This window comes from Microterricola viridarii (assembly GCF_900104895.1).
GTDB lineage: Bacteria > Actinomycetota > Actinomycetes > Actinomycetales > Microbacteriaceae > Microterricola > Microterricola viridarii.
Window position 1 is genome coordinate 193,197 of the sequence record NZ_LT629742.1, and the last position, 21,664, is coordinate 214,860.

Genomic DNA, 21,664 nt, shown 5'->3' on the forward strand with positions numbered 1-21,664 from the left:
GCGGCCAGACGCCGCGCGCCACTCAGGCGCTGCGCTTGGCCTCGGCGGCCCGCACCAGCACCTCGATGAGCGACTCCGCGGTGCGCTCGTCGGCGACCGCGTCGACGCGCAGGCCGATCGCGCCGGCATCCTTGGCGGTCTGCGGCCCGATGCAGACGACGAGCGTGCTCTCCGGGATCGGCCCCAGCTGGTTCTGCACCTGCTCTGCGACGCTCCCCGAGGTCACGAGGACGGCCTGGAAGCGACCCTCGGCCACCTCGGCCACGATGGACTCCTCGACGGGCACTCCGACGGTGCGGTAGGCGACGACGGCCTCGACGTGGTGGCCGATGCGAGCCAGGCCGACGCTGAGCAGCGGCTTCGCGATGGCGGAGCGCAGCGCGAGGACGCGCAGCGGAATGGCGCCGTCCGTGGCCGCCGTCCACTCCTCGAGCAGGCCCCGGGCGGAGTTGTCCTCCGCGGGGACGAGGGCGACCTGGTAGCCGGCGGCGATGAGCGCCGCCGCGGTGGTCTCGCCGACGGCGGCGACCTTCGTCGTCGGCGGCACGACCGCCTGGTGCGAGAACAGCACGTCGACGGTGGTGGCGCTGGTGACGGTGAGCCAGTCGAACTCGCCGGCGGCGAGGCGCTGGAGGGCGCCCTCCAGTGCGGCGGCGTCATCCGTTGGAGCAAAGTTGATCATCGGCGCCACCTTGGGCGACGCTCCGCGGGAGCGCAGGTTTGCCGCAACCCGGTCTCCCCATGGGCCGCCCCGCGGAACGAGCACGCGCCAGCCGGCGAGGGGTTTGTCGGCCTTCTCTGCCTTGCCGGCGGGGATCGAGGTCATGGCTTTCCCTTCAACACAGCAAGGTCTGCGGCGCCATTGCCCAGAAGTTCTTCGACAACACGGGATGCCACGTCGCGGGCGGCGTCGGCCAGGTGCTCGGCCCCGTGCCCCTCCGGGGTGGCGGCGTGGGAGCTGGTCAGCGACCGCTCGCCGTCCAGGCTGTAAACCGTCGCGGTCAGGAACAGCAGCTCGCTGTCCACCTCGGCCATCGCGGCGACGGGCGCGGAGCACCCGGCCTCGAGGCCGGCCAACACCAGGCGCTCCGCCAGCGTCGTCGCCGCCGTCGTGCCGTGGTTCACGGTTTCCAGCGCCGCGCGCACGGCCCGGTCCAGCGGCTCTCCGACGCCGTCTTCGCGCACCTCGATCGCGAGTGCGCCCTGCCCGGGCGCCGTCGGCCAGCCGGAGAGGTCCAGGTACTCGCTCACGTGGTCGAGCTTGCCCAGTCGGCCGAGCCCGGCGGCAGCGAGCAGGATCGCGTCCAGGCGCTGCGGGTCGTCAGCGTCGAGCTCGTCGCTGACGCGGGCCAGGCGGGAGTCGATGTTGCCGCGGATGTCGAGGATCTCGAGGTCGGGGCGGCGCTTGCGCAGTTGCGCGATGCGGCGCGGCGAGCCGGTGCCGATGCGGGCGCCCTCCGGCAGCGTGTCCAGGGTGTGCCCGTCACGGGAGCAGAGGGTGTCGCGGGCGTCGGCGCGCTTGGGCGTCGCGGCCAGGCGCAGCCCGGGGTAGCCGGCCGTCGGCAGGTCCTTCAGCGAGTGCACGATGATGTCGCACTCGCCGGCCAGCAGCGACTCGCGCAGCGCGGAGGCGAAGACCCCGGTGCCGCCGATCGTGGCCAGCGACTCCCGCGAGGTGTCGCCGTGGGTGGTGACCGAGACGATCTCGATCTCGGCCTTCGCCGCACTGCCGATGCGGGCGGCGATGGCCTTCGTCTGCGCCATCGCCAGTGCGCTGCCGCGGGTGCCGACGCGGATCACCGTGCTCATGCGACACCACCGGGGTTGTCGAGGGTCGCCTCTGAGGCGCCGACCCTGGCGTGGTCCGGCCACGGGCCGAGGGTGGTCTCGTGCGGGCGCTCGGCATCCGGCACGTCGTTCAGTCGCTCGACGACGAGGTCGATGAGCCCGGAGACGAAGGCGGGGTGCACGCCGGGGGTCGGCACGCGCACCGCGGCCATTCCATGACCCTGTGCGGTGGCGACGGCCTCGTTGTCGAGGTCCCAGAGCACCTCCATGTGGTCGCTGACGAAGCCGAACGGCACGATCACGACGGCCTTGACCGAGCCGGCGACGGCGAGCTCGTCGATGGCGTCGTTGATGTCAGGCTCGAGCCAGGGCGTGCGGGGGTCGCCGGAGCGCGACTGGTAGACCAGCGACCAGGCCACGCCCGGTGCCGCCTGCTCCTGCACGCGCGCCGCGACGGCCAGGTGCTGGGCCACGTAGGCGCCGCCCGGGCCGAATTCGGGGCCGGATGCCTCGGCAGCCGTGTTCGGGATGGAGTGCGTGGCGAACAGGACGTGCACCGCGTCGCTGGGGATGCCCTCGGCCTTCAGCTGCTCCATGGCAGCGCCGACGCCCTCAACGAACGGGGTGACGAATCCGGGGTGGTCGAAGAACTCGCGGATGCGGTCGATCGCGACCTCGTCGCCGAGGCCGGTCGTCTCCAGCGCCCGTTCGAAGTCCTCGCGGTACTGCTCGACGCCCGAGTAGGAGGTGTACGCGCTGGTCACCAGGCCGAGCAGGCGACGGTCGCCGGCGGCGTGCGCCTCGCGGACGGTGTCGGCGAAGAACGGCGCCGTGTTGCGGTTGCCCCAGTACACCGGCATGTCGATGCCGCGCGCGGCCAGCTCGGTCTCGAGCGCCGCCTTGAGCGCGCGGTTCTGCGCGTTGATGGGGCTCACGCCGTTGAAGTGGCGGTAGTGCGTTGCGACTTCCTCCAACCGCTCGTCGGGGATGCCTCGGCCGGCGGTGACGTTGCGCAGGAACGGGATGACCTCGTCCTGGCCCTCCGGACCTCCGAAGCTCGAGAGCAGGATCGCGTCGTACTGGGCCACTACTGCAGCACCTCCACAAGTTCAGCTGTTTCAATTCGGCGGCCCGTGTAGAACGGGACCTCCTCGCGTACGTGCATGCGGGCGTCGGTCGCGCGCAGCTCGCGCATCAGGTCGACGAGCTCGGTCAGCTCGTCGCTCTCGATCGGCAGCAGCCATTCGTAGTCGCCGAGCGCGAACGAGGCGACCGTGTTGGCGATGGCCCCGCGGAACGCGGCGCCCTTGCGGCCGTGGTCGGCGAGCATGGCGGAGCGCTCCTCCTCCGGCAGCAGGTACCACTCGTAGCTGCGCACGAACGGGTAGACCGTCATCCAACCCTTGGGCTCGATGCCGCGCAGGAAGCCGGGAACGTGGTTCTTGTTGAACTCTGCGTCACGGTGCACACCCATGGCGTTCCAGGTGGGCAGCAGGCTCTTGAGCATGCGGGAGCGGCGCAGCTCGCGCAGCGCCCACTGCAGGCCCTCGGCGTCGGGGCCGTGGATCCAGAGCATCACGTCGGCGTCGGCGCGGAAGCCGGACACGTCGTAGATGCCGCGCAGGGTCACGCCCTGCTCCTCGACGAGCGCGATGATGTCGTCGAGCTCGTTCACGAAGTGCGGCACGTCGTGACCGTCGAAGTCGTCCGGATTGGCCGGGTCGCGGCGAAGGACGGCGAACAAGGTGAAGCCCTGTGGCGCCGCCTCGTCCGCGGATGGATCGGATGCCGCCGCGCGAGCTGTCGGGTCAGTCATGCCCCTAGTCTCCTCCGCTTTGCCCTCGCGGGCAAAAGCGGGTGGGGCGCACGGCCGAATCGGCGGCGCCCCGCGCGCTCAGCGCCTGACGGCGCGGACGATGCCCCAGACGCCGAGCCCGACGACCGCGGCGACGCCGAGGGCGATCGCGCCGAGGGCGATGGGGTTCTCCGCCGCGAGTCTGCGCACGCGCTCAGTGCCGCGCTCAGCGGCGAGCCCGATCTGCTTGGGAACGTTGAGCTTGTCCTCGATGGCGTCCAGCGTTGCGGCTAGATCGGCGCGGGCACGCAGCGTGTCCTGCTGCAGCTCGGCTCGGCTCCGCTTGGGCGCCGGGGCCGGCTTCTCCGCTGGCACGGCTGGCGGCGCGTTCTTGGCGACGGCCGCGCGCTTGGCTGCTGCGGCGTCCCTGGCGGCCTCGGCATTCTTGGCGGCTGCCGCGGCGTACTTGGCAGTGTCAGGCGCGTCGGTCATAGGAACCCTCTCCCTTGAAAGCGTCGAGGTCGCGGCGCAGGTCAACGTCGAGCTCGCTCTTTGCCAGGCCGGCCTGGATGCGGCCCCGGCCGATCAGGATCAGCAGCACCGCCAGCACGAACAGCAGGGCGGCCACGATCAGCGCGGCCAGCCAGGCGGGCAGCACGAGTGCGAGCGCGAGCACGGCAACCGCCACGAGCACGGCCAGGCCGAAGAAGGCGAAGACCGCCGCAACGATGATGAGCCCGACCCCCAGGCCGATCCGCTGGCCCTTCTCGCTGAGCTCGGCCTTGAACTGCTGGAGTTCTGCGCGCAGGAGGTCGACGATGAGCCGGGGAAGATCGCCGACCAGGGCGAAGAGCGAACGGCGGCGCGCTGCGTTCAGGGGATTCGTGTCGTGTTCTGACATGTCGCACCCACCTTTCTAGCGATCTGGCGAGATCAGTCGTTGCTGTTGGGCGTGCTCGGCTCCGTGCTCGCCGACTTCGTGGCCGACGGCTTCGTGGCCGCCGGCTTCGTGGTCGCCGGAGTGGGGCTCGCCGCGCTCGTGCCGGCCGGGGCCGTGCGAGTCGGGGTCTGCTGCTGCGGCGTGGAGGCGCCCTGCTTGGCGGCGGCGTTGACGAGCTTCTTGGCTCCGTCGAAGACGGCATCCGAGACGATGCTGACGCGTGCGAGCGCGAAGCCCTTGGCTTGGTCGACGCTCTGCTGGACCGTCGGCGTGTTCCAGATCCCCGAAGCCGCCTCCTTGATCTGCTCGTAGCGCTTGCGCCCGGCGCGCGTGCCGAGCACGTAGCCGACTGCCGCTCCGGTAACGAAGAGAAGCTTGCCCTTCATGAGACCCCGATCTGTGTTGTCGATCCGCTGCGTTGTGACGTTCTACCGCAGGGAAGGCTCTGTTTAGAGTAGCCCCGTTTCGGGTTCGCGGAAGAGGGGTTGTCTTAATATTCCATTTTTGTTATGCGTCGTCGTCGCCGCGGGCCGCAGGCGCCGGGCCCCGGCTAGAGGTGCACGAAGTGGCGGCGGATGCCGCCGGCGGCCTCCGTGGCATCCGGAATCACCGAGGCGAGGCCGGTGCCGCCGAGCCAGGATCCGGTGACGGCGAGCGTCGGCTCCTCCTCGAGGCGGGCGCGCAGCGCCGCCACCCTGTCCTTCTGCCCGAGTGCGGCGTGCGAGAGCGCGTCGCGCCACGGCGTGCGCGCGGAGCCCACGAGCTGCGCGGCGTCCAGCTGAACGCCGAGGATGGCGCTCGCATCGCGCAGCGCGAGCACGGTGAGCTCGTCGTCGCCGAGCGCGGCGCTCGGGTTGGCCTCGCCGATGCGGCCGTAGGAGAGCCGCACGACGTGGCGCCCGGGGCCGGCGGCCTCGGCGAGCCAGGCCCACTTCGCGGTGGAGTGGGTGAGCGCCTTCGCCGTCGTGCCCGGGGTTCCCGCGCCGACGAGCACCCCGGTGCCGCGCGGTGCGCTGTCCAGGGCCGGCGCGTCGAGCACGAGGGTGACGATCTCGACCGAGGATCCGGCGGCCCAGTCGCCGTCGGCCTCGTCCCAGTCGGGGCGGGCGTCGGCGAGCAGGCCGAGCGCCGCGGTGGACGGCGTGGCCACGACCACGGCGCGGGCCGCGATCTGCAGCACTGCGGTCTCGGCGGCTCCCTCGGTGCCGGCCGATTCGGCGCCGGCTGATTCGGTGCTGACCAACCAGGAGCCGTTGGGCTCCTCACGCAGACCGACGGCCCGGGTGCCGAGGCGCACCTCGGCGCCGTAGTGGGCCAGTTCGGCCAGCAGGGCGTCGACGAGGCGGTGCATCCCGCCCCGGATGCCGCGCACCCCGGCGCCCGGCTTCGCCTCCGTCTTCAGCAGGCTCACAGCCCCGGAGAGGGACCCGGCCCGGGTGAACGCGGCGTTCAGGCCGGGCGCGACGGCGTCGACCTCGAGCATGCGCGGGTCGGCGGAGTACACGCCGCCGGAGATCGGGGCGACGAGGCGGTCGAGCACCGCGCTGCCCATGCGCTTCTCCACCAGCTCGCCGAGGTTCTTCTCTGTGCCGATCGTGAGCACCGGGCGGAGCCGGTCCAGGTAGGCGCGGATGGCGGCCTTCCAGCCGATCGCGGCGACGACGTCGCTGGCCAGCGGGGAGCCGGGGATGCCGAGGAGGGAGAGCTTGGGCATCGGCACGGTGAGCGCCCCGTGGCCGTGCAGCGCGGGCAGGCGGAGCCACGCTCCGGCCGGGTTGGGATCGACGATGTCGCCGCCCAGGCCGAGCTCGCCGAGCAGCGTCGCCACGGCGTCGTTGCGGGTGGCGAATCCCTCCGCCCCGGTGTCGAGGCTGAGGCCGGCGATCTCGGTGCGGCCGACGCAGCCGCCCGCGGCATCCGAGGCCTCGAGGACGAGCACCGAGAGGCCGAGCCGCGCGCAGGCGCGGGCGGCGACGAGGCCGGCGACGCCCGCGCCGATCACGACGACGTCGTGGCGGCCGTCGGCGCTGTTGCCCTGGACGCTCATCGGCCGTGCACCAGTTCGACGATGCGGCTGAGCACGTCGGGGTCGGTGTCGGGCGGCACGCCGTGGCCGAGGTTGAGCACGTGCGAGGGCGCGGCGTCGCCGCGGCGGAGCACGTCGAGCACGTGGGCCTGCAGCACCGACCAGGGGGCGCCGAGCAGCGCAGGGTCGACGTTGCCCTGCACGGGCACCGTGCCGCCGAGGCGGCGGATGCCCTCGTCCAGCGCGAGCCGGTAGTCCACGCCCACGACGTCGGCCCCGACCCCGTGCATGGCCGCCAGCAGCTCGCTCGTGCCGACGCCGAAGTGCACGATCGGCACGCTGCGCCACACCGTCTGCGGGTCGGCCGCGGCATCCGTCGTCTTCTCCCAGTAGCCGAGGTCGCGCACGAAGCTCAGCGCGTGCGCCGAGGCGGGGGCGACGTACTCCGCGTAGTCCTCGAGCGAGAGCGCGCCGGCCCAGGAGTCGAAGAGCTGGGCGGCGCTGGCGCCGGCCAGGATCTGGGCGCGGAGGAAACGGCCGGTGACCTCGGCGGTCCAGCGCATCAGCGCGGCCCACGCCTCCGGCTCGGAGTGCATGAGCGCCCGGGCGGCCAGGTGGTCCTTGGAGGGTCCGCCCTCGACGAGGTAGGCGGCGAGGGTGAACGGCGCCCCGGCGAATCCGATCAGCGGGGTGACGGATGCCGGCTCGCCGGCCACCCGGTGGCGCGGCGCGATCTCGGCGAGCGCCGCGACTGTGCGGGCGACGGCGTCCGAGATGGGTGCGAGCGCGGTGTCCAGGACGGCCGGGTCGAGCGCGGTGAGCTCGGCGACGTCGGCGGCGGTGCGCACAGCCTTGCCCATGACCGGGCCGCGGCCGGCCACGATCTCGACCTCGACGCCGACCAACTTGAGGGGCACGACGATGTCGCTGAAGAAGATGCCGGCGTCGACGCCGTGCCGGCGCACGGGCTGCAGGGTGATCTCGCTGGCGAGCGCCGGGTCGAGGCAGGCGTCGAGCATCTTCGTGCCGACGCGCAGCTCGCGGTATTCGGGCAGCGAGCGCCCGGCCTGGCGCATGAACCACACCGGCGTCACCTCGGGGCGGTCCCCGCGGTAGGCGCGGACGAGGCGCGACTGGCCGGTGAGGCCGGAGGCGAGCGGGTGCTGGGGCGGCAGGGTCTGGCGTGCGTCGTGGTTCACGGGCCCATTCTCCCCCACGCGGCTCCGCGTCTGCCCGGTGAGCGTATGGGAACGCATCGGCATACATCAAGCTGTAGAATTCTCAGGTGCTCATCTGCCTCTCTGCGAGTCACAAGAACTCACACTTTGACCTCCTCGAACAGCTCTCCGTCGACTCTGCCTCCATGGGCGAGCGCATCGTGCAGGAACACCGCGCCCTGAGCGGCGGCCCCGCCCTGGCCGGCGCCGTCGTCGTCGCCACCTGCAACCGTTTCGAGACCTACCTCGACCTCAACGCCCCGTTCGGCGTCTCGCCGCTGCCGACGGTGTTCGCCGCGATCGAGGCCGTCAGCGCGAGCACGGGCGTCGACGCCCAGACGCTGCGCGAGAGCCTCGACCTCGTGCACGGCAACGGCGTCGCCGAGCACCTCTTCGCCGTCTCCTCCGGCCTGGAGTCCGTCGTGGTCGGCGAGGGCGAGATCGCCGGGCAGGTGCGCCGCTCGCTGGAGCAGGCCCGCTCGGTCGGCACGACGAGCCCCGAGCTCGAGCGGCTGTTCCAGCGCGCCTCGCAGACCTCGCGCGGCGTCAAGAACCGCACCGGCATTGGCTCGGCCGGCCGCTCGCTGGTGCGGCTCTCCCTCGAGCTCGCCGAGAGCCGGATCAGCGACTGGTCGGCGACCAGCGTGCTGCTCGTGGGCACCGGGCGCTACGCCGGGGCCTCGCTCGCCGCGCTCCGCGACCGCGGCGCCGAGGACATCCGCGTCTACTCCCCCTCCGGCCGGGCCGCCCGCTTCGCCGCCAACCACGACATCGCCGCGGTGCAGGCGGCCGACTACGCCGCCGTGGCGGCATCCGTCGACGTCGTCGTCACCTGCACCACCGCCGAGACCCACGTCATCGACGCCGCGCTGCTCGGCGCGGGCCGCGAGGTGCTCGGCGCGGAGGCCGCCGGCCGCCAGCTGCTGATCGACCTCGGCCTGCCGCGCAACATCGACCCCGACGTCGCCGGGGTCGAGGGCGTTGAGCTGCTCGACCTCGAGACGATCCGCATCCACGCCCCGCTGGAGGAGCTGAACGCCACCCACGAGGCGCGCGCAATGGTCGGCCAGGCCGCCCGCTCCTTCAGCGCCGCCACCGAGGAGCAGTCGCTCGCCCCCGCCGTCGTGGCGCTGCGCAGCCACATCTTCGGGCTGCTCGACGCCGAGATCGAGCGCGCCCGCGTCAAGGGCGACCCGGACGGCCGCATCGAGCAGTCGCTGCGCCACCTCGCCGGCGTGCTCCTGCACACGCCGATGACGCGCTCCCGCGAGCTGGCCCGCGCCGGCGAGCAACAGGCCTGGCTCGACGGGCTGGAGGCCGTGTTCGGCCTGCAGGTCAAGGCCCCGGACGCCGCGGCAGGCGGATGCCCGATCACCGGCCGCGGAGCGGCCACGGCATGAGCGGCGCAGCGATGGACGAGCCGGTGACGCCGCCGCCCGGCTACTTCGCCGGATTCCCCTTCGACAGCGCCCCGCTCGCCCTCGCCCCGATCCAGACCGAGCGGCTGATCCTTCGCCCCCTCGCCGAGAGCGACATCGACGACGTCTGGCAGTACCAGCGCATCGACGAGGTGCTCCGCTACATCCCGTGGCCCAAGCGCGACTTCGAGGCGGCCGCCGCGCACACCACTCGCCGCGCGGCGCTGCACACCCTCGATGCCGATGGCAGCGCGATCTTCCTGGCCTGCGTGCTGGCCCCGAGCCCGGATGCCGGCAACAACGCCGGCCGGGTGATCGGCGACGTCATGCTGCGCCTCAGCAGCGTCGAGACGGCCGAACTCGAGATCGGCTGGGTGTTCCACCCCGACTTCCACGGCCGCGGCTACGCGACCGAGGCTGCGGCGGCCATGCAGCGACTCGCCTTCGACGGCATCGGCGCGCACCGGCTCGTCGCCCACCTGGACCCGCGCAACGAGGCATCCGCCCGGGTCTGCGCCAAGCTCGGCCTGGCCCACGAGGGCACGCTGCGCGAGTCGTTCTATGACAAGGGTGAGTGGAGCGACGCCGGCCTGTACGCCATGATCGCCCGCGACTGGCGCGCCCTCGAGGACACCCCGGCCCCGCACACGCCCTAGCCGGGGGTCGGCCTCGGTCGCCCGCGCCAACGCGACAGCTGCCCGCTCCTCCCCCGCTCCTCCCCTGCTGGTCGAGTAGGCCCGCCAGGGCCGTATCGAGACCCGGTTTCCAGCGAGAAACCGTGCCCCGTGCGAGGTCTCGATACGCTCGTTCCTCGCTACTCGACCAACGGGATTGGGCAGGCTTCTGTCGCCCGCTCCCCCCGGGCCACCGTGGTGATCCCAACGGGATCGGGCAGGCGTCGGTCGCACGCTCCTCGCGCCAACGCGGCCGGTGCCCGCCCCTCCCGCTGGTCGAGTAGGCCCGCCAGGGCCGTATCGAGACCCGGCATCCCGCGAGAAACCGTGCCGCGTACGAGGTCTCGATACGCTCGTTCCTCGCTACTCGACCAACGGGATTGGGCAGGCCTCTGTCGCCCGCTGACCCCGCGCCACTGTGGTGATCCCAACGGGATCGGGCAGGCAGCGGAGGCTAGGCGAGCGGCTCCAGCCGCACCTCGTGCAGCACCGCGCCGGAGAGGTCGCGCATGGTCAGCACCAGCTCGCCGGCGTTCGCCACGCCCTCGACCCAGGTCGCCGCCTCCTTCGAGCGGGCGCTGGCTTCCGGCCCCCCGCTGACGAGCTGGGCGTAGCCGAACTCGTCGCTCGGCGGGATCGAGGCCGTCTCGTGCATGTGCCCGGACACCACGATCTGGGCGCCCCACGCGCTGAGCGCGTCGTGCCACTCGTCGCGGCTCATCTTGCTGAAGCTGTCGTAGCCGCCGTGCTCGTAGTCGACCTCGTGCTCGTCCACCCAGCGCAGCGGGATGTGGCAGAACACCACCCGGTACGGGGCGTCGCGGATCTCGGGGCGGGCGGTCGCCTCGCGGAGCCACTGCGCCTGCTCGGCGCGGAGCGCCTCGAACGCGACCCGGCCCTTGAAGCTCGGATGCCCGTCAGGCTTGTCCTCGCCGGTGTGCAACACGATGCCGGCGACCGGGCCCACGCGGAACGCCGTGTACGGCCGCCCCTCCGGCGTGGCCACGTACTCCTGCAGCTGGTACGCCCAGGTGCCGCGCACGTCGTGGTTGCCGAGCGAGATGGTGAGTGGCCGTCCGCGGCTCACATCGCAGCCGGCCGGGTCCAGCACGGTGTCGACGAAGGTCGACGGGTGCTTCCAGTCGTTGCAGAGGTCGCCGTTCCAGATCAGCATGTCGACCTCGGGCGTCGCGGCGTGCAGCGCCCTCAGGGTCTTCTTGTGGCGGTGCGTGTCGTTCCACACGGCGAAGTGCGCGCTGCCCGCCGCCGGGTCGAGCGTGCGCACCGTCTTCCACTCGCTCTCGTGGCGCTCGGCCGCGCCCTTCACGCCCCTGCCGGTGACGGCCTCGGTCACGGCGCGCACGCGCACCTCGGCGCCGGCCGGCATCCCGTTCAGGCGCACCCGCAGAACGCGGTCGCTCTGCGGCACCATGCCGAAGGCGTCGGAGTAGGCCACGCCGGCCTCCTCGCCCGTGGCCCACTCCAGCCGCCCGCGGCTCAGCCGGCTGACGCCCCAGACCACCTCGAAGCCGTCGGCGCGGGGGGCCATCACGACGGCGGGGCTGGTCACGAGTGGCTTCTTCATCGCTTCTCCTCGGCGTTGCTGTGGAGCTCGAGCACGAATCGCGAGCGCAGGTCGTCGTCGAACCACATGGTGAAGTTTGTTCCCCAGACATTGTTGTGCAGGTTGACGTGGAATCCGGCATCCGGGTCGGGGACCGCGTTGTCGAAGCGGAAGAGTTTCGGCTCGCCGACGGCGACGAGCGGCGAGTCGAGCGGCTGCAGGCTGAGGCCGCCCGCGGCGCCCTCGCCTCGGTGTCGCACCGCGCCCACGGCGTGCAGGGCGTGCCCGCCGTTCCGCACGACGTCCTGTGGGTCGACGGCCGTGCCGAGCTTGTCGAGCCGCCACTCGCCCGCGCCGGTGCGGGGCCGGAAGCCGAGCCAGCCGGCCTCTGGCAGCCGGGAGGCGTCCTTGCCCGCGAGGTCGAGCGTGATCTGGATCGGGCCGGGCCGGTGCGGGAAGCGGTAGGACAGCCGGATGTCGCGCGCGCCGCCCCAGTGCTCGCACGCCTCGGCCGGAAGCTCGAGGCGCAGCGCCAGGGTCGTGGCGTCACCGTCGTCGTGCCGCGAGGCGGAGGCGACCCGCGGTGCGAACACCGTGGCCGGCAGCGTCTCGGCGATGGCCAGGCCCGGCTTCGAGAAGTCGGGGATCGCCCACATGCCGGTGGCCTCCCGATCGCGGTTGTACTCCCCCATCCAGCGCTGCTCGTCGCGCTCGTCGAAGGTCTGATAACGGTAGGCGGCGAGCGGGTGGCCGGGGTCGGCCCACTCGACGCCCTGGCCATCGACGAGCGACACGAGCGCGCCGTCCTCTCCAATGCGCACAGTGTACGCGCCGGCGCGGTGCGCCGCCGCCGGGTCGACCTCGCTCCACGCCTCCCCCGCGAGCGCCAGCCCGTCGGGCCGGCAGCTCTCCAGCGCGGCGACGGCCTGTGCGCGCCGCGCGGGTGCCAGCGCCGCCAGGGCGCGGTCGATGTGTGCCCGTTGCTCGGCCCAGGAGGCCTCGAAGGCGGAGTAGCTGAGCCCTTCCGGCCGCGGGTGCTCCGTGTAGGCCCAGGCAAAGGCGTCGAACTCGGCCGGATTCTGGCTGGGGTCGATCCGGTCGGCGGCCCGGGCCCGGGCGAAGTCGGCCTTCTCGTAGTTCACGTAATCGGCCAGGTGGGTCTTCAGGTCTTCCCCCCAGGTGTGCTCGGGCACGAGCAGCAGGCCGTCGCTGAAGGCGTCGCACTCCGGCGTGCCGGGAACCAGCTGGCCGGAGGCGACCCAGTGGCTGCGCAGCCGCAGCAGCTCGCGCAGGCGCGCGGTCAGCACCGGGTCGCTGCCGGCGCCGTGGATCCACGAGTCGCCGATCTCCTGCTCGAGCACCGGCAGCCGGTCGCGCGCCGCGAGCACCGCCTCGGCGAAGGAGTCCAGCGTGGACGCGATGATGCGCGCGCCCGGGTAGGCGGCGGCGAGGCCGACGAACAGCTCCTCCACGCTCTCGGCGGAGGGCGGCCCGAAGTTGTCGCCGGTGTGGGCGAGGTGCATGGCGTCCTCGCCGCCGGGCACAACGGCCACGCCGAACTCCGTGGCGGCGCCGTAGCTCTGCGCGTAGTTGACGACGACCTCGCTGCCATCCGGCGCCCGCCAGACGAAGAACTCCGGCACCTCGGGCACGGCGGATGCCCCGTTCACCCCGAGGTGGAGGTACTCCAGCCCCGCGCGCTGCAGGAACGGGACGAGCCCGATCGTGTGGCCGGGCACGTCCGTCATCTTCGCCGCGATGGTGTGCGTGCCGAAGCGGGCGTCGAGGGCGCGGCCGATGGAGATGCCGTGCTCCAGCAGGCCGGCGTCCATCAGCTCGGTGTGCGTCGTCATCGGCAGGCCGTGCCAGCGCACCTGGCCGGCGCGGATCGCCGCTTCGAGGGCAGCCTGTTCCGAGGCGCTGCCGAGCCGCAGCGCCTCGTGGATGAGCCACGAGCCGGTCGTCCAGACGAAGCGGGCTGCTCCCCCGCGGCGGTCCAGCTCGGCGGCGAGCTCGATCGCGCGCGGCAGGAACTCGTGCACGTAGCGGTCGGTGACGTTCTTGGCCGTGTCCGTGAAACCCAAGTCGAGGTGGGTTTTGAAGATAACGTGGACGGTAGTGATCATGAGTGCATCCAAACAGCGGTGTTGGGGGAAAGGGTACGGTCGTGGATCGGTGCGCTCGCAAGCAGGATCTCGCCAGCGGGGAGCGCGGCGGCGGACTCCCCCATGTTCACGAGCACGGTGACGCCGGCAGAGCGGAACGCCAGCACGCCGTCGGGGTGGCCATCCACCCACTCCAGCTGCCCGGCCCCGAGCGCGTGCTCACGGCGCAGGGCGATGGCCGCCTGGTAGAGGCTCAGCACGGATTCCGGGTCGCCCTGCTGGCGGTCACGCGCGAGCCGCGCCCAGCGCTCGGGCTGCGGCAGCCAGGATGCCGGCCCCGGGCCGAAGCCGTACGACGGGGCCTCGGCCTCCCACGGGATCGGCACCCGGCATCCGTCACGGCCGTACTGCTCGCCCTGTGTCCGGAAGAACGTCGGATCCTGCCGGAGCTCGTCGGGAATCTCGGTCACCTCTGGCAAGCCGAGCTCCTCGCCCTGGTAGACGTAGGCGCCTCCGGGAAGCCCGAGATTGAGGAGCGCCTGCGCCCGAGCCCGGGGCAGGCAGTCGTCGTAGTCCGGCACGTCAGGCGTGCGCGGCCCGATGCCACCGTACGGCGCATCCGGGAACGAGAGCGAGGTCGCGTGCCGCACCGAGTCGTGGTTGGATGCGACCCAGCTCGCCGGGGCGCCGACCGCCGAGAATGCGGCGAGGGTCGCATCGATGCGCGCGCGCAGCGCCGGGGCGTCCCACACGTCGAAGAGGTCATTGAACGCCTGGTGCATCTCGTCGGGGCGCACCCACTCCGCCCGGCGGCTGAGCGGCTGCACCCAGGCCTCGGCCACGAGAATGCGGTCTCCGGGGTAGCCCTCGAGCAGGGCACGCCAGTCGCGGAAGATCTCATGCACGCCGGGCTGGCCGCTGTGCGGCTCGTACTGCGGGTCGGCGTCCGGGTCAATGTCGGGGAGGCCGTCGGCCTTGACGAGGCTGCTCGCCACGTCCACCCGGAAGCCGTCCAGCCCGCGGTCGAGCCAGAAGCGCAGCACCCGGCGGAACTCCTCGCGCACCTCCTCACTGGACCAGTCGAAGTCGGGCTGGGAGCTGTCGAAGAGGTGGAGGTACCACTGGCCGGGCTGGCCGTCATCGCCACCGAGCCGGGTCCACGCGGGACCGCCGAACCACGACTGCCAGTTGTTCGGTGGCTCGTTCCCGCCCACGCCGCGCCCGTCGCGGAAGTGGTAGCGCGCCCGCTCGGGGCTGCCGGGGCCCGCGGCCAGTGCCGCCTGGAACCACGGATGCCGGTCACTGGAGTGGTTGGGAACCAGGTCGGCGATCACGCGCATGCCCCGGGCGTGCGCCTCGGCCAGCAATGCGTCGAAGTCGGCGAGTGTGCCGAACAGCGGGTCGACGTCGCAATAGTCGGACACGTCGTACCCCCCGTCTCGCTGCGGGGACGGGTAGAAGGGAGAGATCCACACCGCGTCGACCCCGAGCGCCTGCAATGCGCCGAGCCGCGCGGTGATTCCGGGCAGATCACCGATGCCATCGCCATCAGAGTCGGCGAACGAGCGCGGGTAGACCTGATAGATGACGGCGGTGCGCCACCACTCGGATCCGGCGCGCGACTCCGCGAGCGAGAAGGGGGACAGATCCCCTGATTCTCGGGGCTGCGAGGGGGTTGACAGCAAGCGTAACTCCTTCGTTACTTTCGAATGTGCAAATTCTGTTTGCGTAAACATGAAGTTAGCCCGTACAGTCATGTCAACGCAAACATTCACGAAGGAGTGAGGGGAATGACGAAGTCGTCACCCGCCCAGAGCGCATGCGAGACTCTCGCATGACGACGGGCTCGTTAAATACTGAACTGGTCGTCACCGGCGCCCCGAAGGCCGGCGCGAAGCTCATGCCGCGCACCGCGCACCGTCGCCGCGATTGGTCGGGCTGGCTGTTCGTCGGCCCGTTCATGGCGATCTTCCTGCTCGTGCTGATCGCGCCGCTCATCTACGCGATCTTCCTCAGCCTGTTCCGCGAGACCCTGGTCGGAGGCAACTCCTTCGTCGGTCTGGAGAACTACGCGCAGGCCCTGACGGACCCGAAGTTCTGGGACGGCCTGCTGCGCGTCACGATCTTCCTCTTCGTGCAGGTGCCGATCATGCTGGGCCTCTCACTGTTCGCGGCGCTCGCCCTGGACAGCGCGCGACTGCGGTGGGTGCCGCTGTTCCGGCTCTCGATCTTCCTGCCGTACGCCATTCCCGGCGTCGTGGCCGTGATGATCTGGGGCTACATGTATGGCTCGCAGTTCGGTCTGGTCGCGGACCTCAACGACCTCCTCGGATTCAAGCTGCCCGAACCGCTCTCGAACAGCTACCTCATGGCAGCGATAGGAAACATCGTGACCTGGGAGTTCGTCGGCTACAACATGCTGATCTTCTTCTCCGGCCTCAAGGCCATTCCGCAGGAGCTCTACGAGGCGGCGGAGATTGACGGCGCCGGCCCTTTCCGCACCATCTTCAGCATCAAGCTGCCCAGCATCCGCGGCGCCCTGGTCATCGCGACGCTGTTCTCGATCATTGGCAGCTTCCAGCTCTTCAATGAGCCGACGATGCTGCGCGCGATCGCCCCGAACCTGATCTCGAGCTACTTCACCCCGAACATCTACGCGTTCAACCTCTCGTTCTCCGGCTCCATGTTCAACTACGCCGCCGCGATCGCGATCCTCTCGGGCATCATCACGATGATCGTCGCCTTCATCGCCCAGAACCCCGAGGGTTTCAACTTCAAGAAGAAGTCCAAGAAGGAGGAGCAGGCATGACCGCCGCAGAAAGCGTGACGCGCACGGCACGCACACCCAGCCGCCTGGCGAGCGGGCAGCTGCCGGCCGCCGCCCGCACGCCAAAGCGCAAGCCCGGCGGTTCGCGGCATCGGCGGGCATCCGTCTCGCTGACGATCTTGATGACGCTGATGCTCCTGTACTGCCTGGTGCCGCTGTTCTGGCTGATCGCAAACGCGAGCAAGAGCCGCGAGAACCTCTACAACTCGTTCTCGCTCTGGTTCGCCGGGGACTTCGCACTCTTCGAGAACATCGGCAGGGTCTTGACCTATCACGACGGAATCTTCGTGCGCTGGTTCGGCAACACGATCCTGTACGTCGTCGTCGGTGCCGGCGGCGCAACGCTGCTGGCCACCCTGGCTGGCTACGGGCTCGCGAAGTACCGCTTCCCCGGGCGCCGGGCCGTGCTCGCCATCATCCTCGGCGCCATCGCCGTTCCCAACACGGCGCTCGCTGTGCCGCAGTTCTTGCTGTTCAGCAAGCTCCAGCTGACCAACACCCCCTGGGCCGTGATCATCCCCTCACTCGTGAGCGCCTTCGGCCTCTACTTGGTCTGGGTCTACGCGGCAGAGGCGATACCCGACGAGCTGCTTGAGGCCGCCCGGCTCGACGGAGCCGGCGAGCTGCGCATCTTCTTCTCCATCTCCCTGCGCCAGCTTGCACCCGCTCTGATCACCGTGCTGATGTTCTCGGTGGTCGCGACCTGGAACAACTACTTCCTCCCGCTGATCATGTTGAGCGACCAGAACTGGTATCCGCTCACGGTCGGCCTGAGCCAGTGGGCCTCCGCCTCCAGCTCCATCGGCGGCGAGGCGATCCCCGAACTGGTCATCACCGCCTCGCTGCTCACCGTCATCCCGATCGCCGGCGCCTTCCTCTATCTGCAGCGCTACTGGCAGTCCGGGCTGACCAGCGGCGCCGTGAAGTAACGCCAGACCCTGAACTTCTCCACCCGCATTCGCACCACCCCAACACCACGAGAGGAAACACAATGAAGAACTCCCACAGCAACTGGATGAGGATTGGTGCCGTTCTCGGCGCCAGCGCCCTCCTCCTCGGCACGATGTCTGGCTGCGCCGCCGACGGCGGTTCAGCAGGCGGAAGCAAAGAGGACGTCGACGCGGCTCTCGATGTCGAGACCACACTGACGTGGTGGACCTGGGGCGACGACACCCAGGAGATGGCCGACGCCTTCACCAAGGAGAACCCGAAGATCAAGATCGACGTCGTCAAGATGGACAACCCGGACGCCGTCGTCACCAAGCTGCAGAACGCGGTCAAGGCGGGCACCGGCGCCCCCGACCTCGTTCCGGCCGAGTACCAGACCATCCCGCAGCTCACCATGGGCGGCGCACTGGCCGACATGAGCGAGTACGGCATCGACGACTTCGCAGCCGACTTCACCGAGTCGACCTGGAACGCCATGAACTTCGGCGGCAAGCAGACCGGCATCCCGATGGACTCCGGCCCCATGGTCATGATCTACAACCAGGAGCTCTTCAACGCGGCCGGCATCACCGAGGCGCCGAAGACGTGGGACGAGTACGCCACCGCCGCCGCCGCCATCAACGCCCACGACCCGGAGGCCTACATCGCCAACAGCGGTGACGCCGGCTTCATCACCAGCATGTTCTGGGCTTCGGGCGGCCGTCCGTTCCAGGTCGAGGGCGAGAACGTCACCATCGACCTGCAGGATGCCGGCACCAAGAAGTTCGCCGACTACTGGGGCACGCTCCTCACGGCCAACCAGCTCTCCCCGCTCTCGACGTGGTCGGACGAGTGGAGCAAGGCACTCGAGCAGAACAAGCTCGGATCGCTGCTGATGGGCTCCTGGATGATCTCGGGCATGGACGACTACAGCCCCAACGGCACCTGGCGCGTCGCGCAGATCCCCTCGTGGGACGGCAAGTCCGCATCCGCCCAGAACGGCGGCAGTGGTCTCGCGGTCACCGAGCAGAGCAAGAACAAGGCCGCTGCCGCTGCCGTGCTCGAGTTCATGGCTACCGGCACCGGTCGCGACATCCAGAACACCAAGGGCTTCCCGGGCACCACCGCCATCATGGAGGACCCGGCCTGGCTCGACTTCGAGTTCCCCGCCTACGGCGGCCAGAAGGCCAACCAGGAGGGCAAGACCGCCTCGGAGAACGTGGTTGACGGATGGCAGTATCTGCCGTTCCAGGGCTACGCGAACAACATCTTCGGCGACACCGTCGGCAAGGCACTCGGCGAGAAGGGCGACATCAACGCCGGACTCGTGGCGTGGCAGGCCGACCTCGTCGAGTATGGCAACGCACAGGGCTTCACGGTCAACAAGTAACCCGCACCACGCACCTAGAGATACGCAACAACGAGCGCGGGGGTCTGCTGCTCAGCAGGCCCCCGCGGTCATTCCCCCTCCTCCTCTGCACAGACCAGGACAGCCATGCCCACTTTCGCCATCGGTGCCACAGACTTCCTTCTCGATGGCGCGCCGTTCCGAGTTCTCTCCGGCGCGCTGCACTACTTCCGTGTGCACCCCGAGCACTGGGCAGACCGCATCCACAAGGCCAAGCTGATGGGCCTGAACACCATCGAGACCTACGTTCCCTGGAACGAGCACTCCCCCAGCCGCGGCGAGTTCCTCACGACCCCGCAGCTCGACCTCGCCCGCTTCCTCGACCTCGTGCACGAGGCGGGAATGCACGCCATCGTGCGGCCCGGGCCCTATATCTGCGCCGAGTGGACCGACGGCGGGCTCCCCGCCTGGCTGACCGCCGACCAGTCGATGACGCTCCGCACGAACGACCCCACCTACGTCGCCGCCGTCTCCGAGTACCTCGAGGACGTCTACGCGATCGTCCGCCCGCGCCAGATCCAGCACGGCGGCCCCGTCATCCTCGTGCAGATCGAGAATGAGTACGGCGCCTATGCCTCCGACAAGGACTACCTGAGGGCCTTGACGGCGCTGACCCGCGCGGCCGGGATCGACGTGCCGCTGACGACTGTGGACCAGCCGAACGACGACATGCTCGAGAACGGAAGCCTCGACGAGCTGCACAAGACCGGCTCCTTCGGCTCCCGCGCGAGCGAGCGCCTGGCCACCCTGCGCCGGCACCAGCCGACCGGCCCGCTGATGTGCTCCGAGTTCTGGTGCGGCTGGTTCGATGCCTGGGGCGCGCCGCACCGCGTCGCACCCGACTCGGCCCGCGAGCTCGACGAGCTGCTGGCGGCCGGGGCATCCGTGAACATCTACATGTTCCACGGAGGCACGAACTTCGGCTTCACCAACGGAGCGGACGACAAGGGCACGTACCGCCCGACGATCACCTCCTATGACTACGACGCGCCGCTGGCCGAGGACGGCACGCCGACCGAGAAGTACTGGCAGTTCCGCGAGGTGCTCGCCAAGTACGCCCCCGTGCCGGACGAGGCCCCGGCTGAGCGCACCGACGCCCCCGTCTTCGAGGTGGCACTGAACCGCGGCATTCCGCTCTGGCAGGCGGGGCTGATCGCGGAGGGCAGCTTCGCCCACCTGCCCACTAGCAGCGAGTTCGCTGCGGCGCGCGGCTTCTCCTCCTACTCCACCGAGATCGAGCACGGCGGCCTGCTCGCCTTCGCCGAGGTGCGCGACCGCGCCCAGGTGTTCCTGAACGGCTCACCCGTCGGCACGCTGAGCCGCGACCACCACGAGCGCGTGGTGCCGCTGCCTGCCGATGCCCGCGGCACGCTGACGGTGCTCGTCGAGAACCTCGGCGGCGTGAACTACGGCCCCCGGATCGGCGAGCCGAAGGGCCTCATCGGCCCGGCCACGCTGAACGGGCGGCCTCTGACGCGCTGGAGCGCCGGTGCCGTGCTGCTGGACGACGCCGAGGCGATCCGGGAGGCGCTGGGTTCCGCGGTGGCCACGGTGGATGCGGCGGATGCGGCGGATGCGGCCCCCGGCCCACTCTGCGGCCCCGCTCTCGCGAGTGGGCGGTTCGAGCTTGCCGCCCCGGTCGACCTGCACCTGGACACCAGCGGCTGGGGCAAGGGCGTCGTCTGGGTGAATGGATTCAACCTCGGCCGTTACTGGAGCCGCGGGCCGCTCGCCACCCTCTACGTGCCGGGGCCGGTGCTGCACGCCGGCAGCAACGAGATCATCGTCTTCGAGACGATCGGCGCCGAGCGCGCCGCGGCCCGCTTCGTCGCGCGGCCAGTGCTCGGCTCCTCCGAGCCGTGAGCAGCGCCGCCGTGCACGGCCGGGCTGCGCCCACCCCTCGGCTAGCTCGTGCGGGCAGGGGCGGTGCTGTCGCGCACGACCAGGTGGGTCTGCACGAGCGCGTTCTGCGGCGCCGGCTCCCCGTCGATCAGCGAGATGAGCAGGCTCGTCGCCCGCTGTCCGACCTCGTCGAAGTTCTGGTGCACGGTGGTGAGGGCCGGCCAGTACGCCTCGGCGTCGTCAGAATCGTCGAAGCCGACCACGCTGATCTGCTCCGGGACCTTCCACCCGCGCTCGTGGAATGCGTGCAAGACTCCGAGCGCCATCTGGTCGTTCGCGACGAACACGGCGGTCGGCGGGTGCTCGGACGCCGCGATCTCGCGCCCGCGGGCCAGGCCCGACGCCGCGGTCCAGTCCCCGACGAGCGTCGGCGGGACGGTCAGCCCGGCCTCGGTCAGCACGCTGCGGTACGCCTCGGCGCGGCGTCTGGCCGAGTACGAGGACGCCGGGCCGGTGACGTGCGCGATCTCACGGTGGCCGAGGTCGATCAGGTGCTGCGTGGCCAGCCGGGCGCCCTGCTCCTGGTCGGTGTCGACGATCGTGTACGGCTGGGTCGCGTCGGAGTCGACGATGACCAGCGGCAGCCCGGCCGTGAGCCGCAACTCCTCCGGGGAGCCAATCTCGGCGGACATGATCAGGATGATGCCGTCGACGGCCTGCTCCTGCAGCCTGCCGAATGCACCGGCAACCTCGCTCTGGGTGGGGTCGGCGACCGGCAGCAGGATCGTCGTGTATCCGGCGGCGGACGCCGATTCGGCCACGGCGTTGAGGGTGCGCTCGTTGCCGAGCGTCGTCATGTTGAACGTGACCAGGCCGATGCTGCGGAAACGACCGGCCTTGAGGTTGCGAGCGGCGCTGTTCGGGCGGTAGCTGAGCTCGTTCATGGCGGCAAGCACGCGCTCCCGGGTGGCCGGCCGCACATTGTTCATTCCGTTCGCAACCCGCGACACGGTCTGCGCCGACACGCCCGCCCGCCGTGCGACATCATTGATCGACGCACGGTCCCGCGGGGGCACGGCAAGCTCCATCGAAGTCTCTGATTCACGCGTCATGATAACGCAAACACTACCTGA

Annotated in this window: 19 protein-coding genes; 6 read left to right on the forward strand and 13 right to left on the reverse strand. The window is 70.8% G+C overall.

Annotation, left to right across the window (positions count from 1 at the left end):
• Positions 1-22 precede the first annotated feature (22 nt).
• The 9 genes from BLT62_RS00880 to hemE form a co-directional block, all read right to left on the reverse strand.
• Entirely contained in the window at positions 23-826 is an 804-nt protein-coding gene (locus tag BLT62_RS00880) for a uroporphyrinogen-III synthase (protein ID WP_083362361.1), read from the reverse strand.
• A complete protein-coding gene (hemC, locus tag BLT62_RS00885; protein WP_083362362.1) occupies positions 823-1,809 on the reverse strand; it encodes a hydroxymethylbilane synthase in 987 nt (328 codons plus the stop codon). Before hemC ends, BLT62_RS00880 begins: the two co-directional genes overlap by 4 nt.
• Positions 1,806-2,876 (reverse strand): ferrochelatase, encoded by a 1,071-nt coding sequence (locus BLT62_RS00890; RefSeq protein ID WP_083362363.1) that lies wholly within the window; start codon positions 2,874-2,876, stop codon positions 1,806-1,808. The genes hemC and BLT62_RS00890 overlap by 4 nt, the downstream gene beginning before the upstream one ends.
• Positions 2,876-3,604: a hydrogen peroxide-dependent heme synthase gene (gene hemQ / locus BLT62_RS00895; RefSeq protein ID WP_083362364.1), complete on the reverse strand. Its 729-nt coding sequence runs from the start codon at positions 3,602-3,604 to the stop codon at positions 2,876-2,878. The genes BLT62_RS00890 and hemQ overlap by 1 nt, the downstream gene beginning before the upstream one ends.
• 78 nt (positions 3,605-3,682) lie before the next feature.
• Positions 3,683-4,075 carry a DUF3618 domain-containing protein gene (locus tag BLT62_RS00900; protein ID WP_083362365.1) on the reverse strand — a complete coding sequence of 131 codons (393 nt, stop codon included), beginning with the start codon at positions 4,073-4,075 and terminating at the stop codon, positions 3,683-3,685.
• A complete protein-coding gene (locus tag BLT62_RS00905) occupies positions 4,059-4,484 on the reverse strand; it encodes a phage holin family protein (RefSeq protein WP_083362366.1) in 426 nt (141 codons plus the stop codon). Before BLT62_RS00905 ends, BLT62_RS00900 begins: the two co-directional genes overlap by 17 nt.
• Positions 4,485-4,516: 32 nt before the next feature.
• Positions 4,517-4,909 (reverse strand): hypothetical protein, encoded by a 393-nt coding sequence (locus BLT62_RS00910; RefSeq protein ID WP_083362367.1) that lies wholly within the window; start codon positions 4,907-4,909, stop codon positions 4,517-4,519.
• A gap of 164 nt (positions 4,910-5,073) precedes the next feature.
• Entirely contained in the window at positions 5,074-6,570 is a 1,497-nt protein-coding gene (locus BLT62_RS00915) for a protoporphyrinogen/coproporphyrinogen oxidase (protein ID WP_083362368.1), read from the reverse strand.
• A complete protein-coding gene (gene hemE / locus BLT62_RS00920; protein ID WP_231919296.1) occupies positions 6,567-7,748 on the reverse strand; it encodes a uroporphyrinogen decarboxylase in 1,182 nt (393 codons plus the stop codon). Before hemE ends, BLT62_RS00915 begins: the two co-directional genes overlap by 4 nt.
• Positions 7,749-7,834: 86 nt before the next feature.
• Between hemE and BLT62_RS00925 the strand changes: the two genes are divergently transcribed.
• Complete coding sequence (locus BLT62_RS00925) at positions 7,835-9,166, forward strand: glutamyl-tRNA reductase (protein ID WP_083362370.1); 1,332 nt, start codon at positions 7,835-7,837, stop codon at positions 9,164-9,166.
• Entirely contained in the window at positions 9,163-9,840 is a 678-nt protein-coding gene (locus BLT62_RS00930; RefSeq protein WP_172829595.1) for a GNAT family N-acetyltransferase, read from the forward strand. Before BLT62_RS00925 ends, BLT62_RS00930 begins: the two co-directional genes overlap by 4 nt.
• 472 nt (positions 9,841-10,312) lie before the next feature.
• Here the strand turns inward: BLT62_RS00930 and BLT62_RS00935 are convergent, their stop codons facing one another.
• From BLT62_RS00935 to BLT62_RS00945, 3 genes are read right to left on the reverse strand one after another with little or no spacing between them, the layout of a single operon-like run.
• A complete protein-coding gene (locus tag BLT62_RS00935; protein ID WP_083362372.1) occupies positions 10,313-11,443 on the reverse strand; it encodes a metallophosphoesterase family protein in 1,131 nt (376 codons plus the stop codon).
• Positions 11,440-13,548: a DUF5054 domain-containing protein gene (locus BLT62_RS00940; RefSeq protein WP_083362373.1), complete on the reverse strand. Its 2,109-nt coding sequence runs from the start codon at positions 13,546-13,548 to the stop codon at positions 11,440-11,442. The genes BLT62_RS00935 and BLT62_RS00940 overlap by 4 nt, the downstream gene beginning before the upstream one ends.
• A complete protein-coding gene (locus BLT62_RS00945) occupies positions 13,545-15,212 on the reverse strand; it encodes a glycoside hydrolase family 13 protein (protein WP_083362374.1) in 1,668 nt (555 codons plus the stop codon). Before BLT62_RS00945 ends, BLT62_RS00940 begins: the two co-directional genes overlap by 4 nt.
• Before the next feature lie 149 nt (positions 15,213-15,361).
• Between BLT62_RS00945 and BLT62_RS00950 the strand changes: the two genes are divergently transcribed.
• From BLT62_RS00950 to BLT62_RS00965, 4 genes are all read left to right on the forward strand, one after another.
• Positions 15,362-16,336: a carbohydrate ABC transporter permease gene (locus BLT62_RS00950; protein ID WP_083362375.1), complete on the forward strand. Its 975-nt coding sequence runs from the start codon at positions 15,362-15,364 to the stop codon at positions 16,334-16,336.
• Complete coding sequence (locus BLT62_RS00955; RefSeq protein ID WP_083362376.1) at positions 16,333-17,283, forward strand: carbohydrate ABC transporter permease; 951 nt, start codon at positions 16,333-16,335, stop codon at positions 17,281-17,283. Before BLT62_RS00950 ends, BLT62_RS00955 begins: the two co-directional genes overlap by 4 nt.
• A 62-nt stretch (positions 17,284-17,345) precedes the next feature.
• The gene (locus BLT62_RS00960; RefSeq protein WP_083362377.1) at positions 17,346-18,671 is read left to right on the forward strand and encodes an ABC transporter substrate-binding protein; all 1,326 of its coding nucleotides are present in this window, start codon (positions 17,346-17,348) and stop codon (positions 18,669-18,671) included.
• A gap of 105 nt (positions 18,672-18,776) precedes the next feature.
• Positions 18,777-20,552: a glycoside hydrolase family 35 protein gene (locus tag BLT62_RS00965; protein WP_083362378.1), complete on the forward strand. Its 1,776-nt coding sequence runs from the start codon at positions 18,777-18,779 to the stop codon at positions 20,550-20,552.
• 41 nt (positions 20,553-20,593) lie between these two features.
• Here the strand turns inward: BLT62_RS00965 and BLT62_RS00970 are convergent, their stop codons facing one another.
• Positions 20,594-21,643 carry a LacI family DNA-binding transcriptional regulator gene (locus BLT62_RS00970; RefSeq protein ID WP_083362379.1) on the reverse strand — a complete coding sequence of 350 codons (1,050 nt, stop codon included), beginning with the start codon at positions 21,641-21,643 and terminating at the stop codon, positions 20,594-20,596.
• Positions 21,644-21,664 lie beyond the last annotated feature (21 nt).

Excerpts from the sequence above, each read along its gene's own strand:
- BLT62_RS00880 (WP_083362361.1), bottom strand. The coding sequence starts at position 826 with ATGACCTCGATCCCCGCCGGCAAGGCAGAGAAGGCCGACAAACCCCTC.
- hemC (WP_083362362.1), bottom strand. The coding sequence starts at position 1,809 with ATGAGCACGGTGATCCGCGTCGGCACCCGCGGCAGCGCACTGGCGATG.
- hemQ (WP_083362364.1), bottom strand. The coding sequence starts at position 3,604 with ATGACTGACCCGACAGCTCGCGCGGCGGCATCCGATCCATCCGCGGAC.
- BLT62_RS00900 (WP_083362365.1), bottom strand. The coding sequence starts at position 4,075 with ATGACCGACGCGCCTGACACTGCCAAGTACGCCGCGGCAGCCGCCAAG.
- BLT62_RS00905 (WP_083362366.1), bottom strand. The coding sequence starts at position 4,484 with ATGTCAGAACACGACACGAATCCCCTGAACGCAGCGCGCCGCCGTTCG.
- BLT62_RS00910 (WP_083362367.1), bottom strand. The coding sequence starts at position 4,909 with ATGAAGGGCAAGCTTCTCTTCGTTACCGGAGCGGCAGTCGGCTACGTG.
- BLT62_RS00915 (WP_083362368.1), bottom strand. The coding sequence starts at position 6,570 with ATGAGCGTCCAGGGCAACAGCGCCGACGGCCGCCACGACGTCGTCGTG.
- BLT62_RS00930 (WP_172829595.1), top strand. The coding sequence starts at position 9,163 with ATGAGCGGCGCAGCGATGGACGAGCCGGTGACGCCGCCGCCCGGCTAC.
- BLT62_RS00935 (WP_083362372.1), bottom strand. The coding sequence starts at position 11,443 with ATGAAGAAGCCACTCGTGACCAGCCCCGCCGTCGTGATGGCCCCCCGC.
- BLT62_RS00940 (WP_083362373.1), bottom strand. The coding sequence starts at position 13,548 with ATGATCACTACCGTCCACGTTATCTTCAAAACCCACCTCGACTTGGGT.
- BLT62_RS00950 (WP_083362375.1), top strand. The coding sequence starts at position 15,362 with ATGACGACGGGCTCGTTAAATACTGAACTGGTCGTCACCGGCGCCCCG.
- BLT62_RS00955 (WP_083362376.1), top strand. The coding sequence starts at position 16,333 with ATGACCGCCGCAGAAAGCGTGACGCGCACGGCACGCACACCCAGCCGC.
- BLT62_RS00960 (WP_083362377.1), top strand. The coding sequence starts at position 17,346 with ATGAAGAACTCCCACAGCAACTGGATGAGGATTGGTGCCGTTCTCGGC.
- BLT62_RS00965 (WP_083362378.1), top strand. The coding sequence starts at position 18,777 with ATGCCCACTTTCGCCATCGGTGCCACAGACTTCCTTCTCGATGGCGCG.
- BLT62_RS00970 (WP_083362379.1), bottom strand. The coding sequence starts at position 21,643 with ATGACGCGTGAATCAGAGACTTCGATGGAGCTTGCCGTGCCCCCGCGG.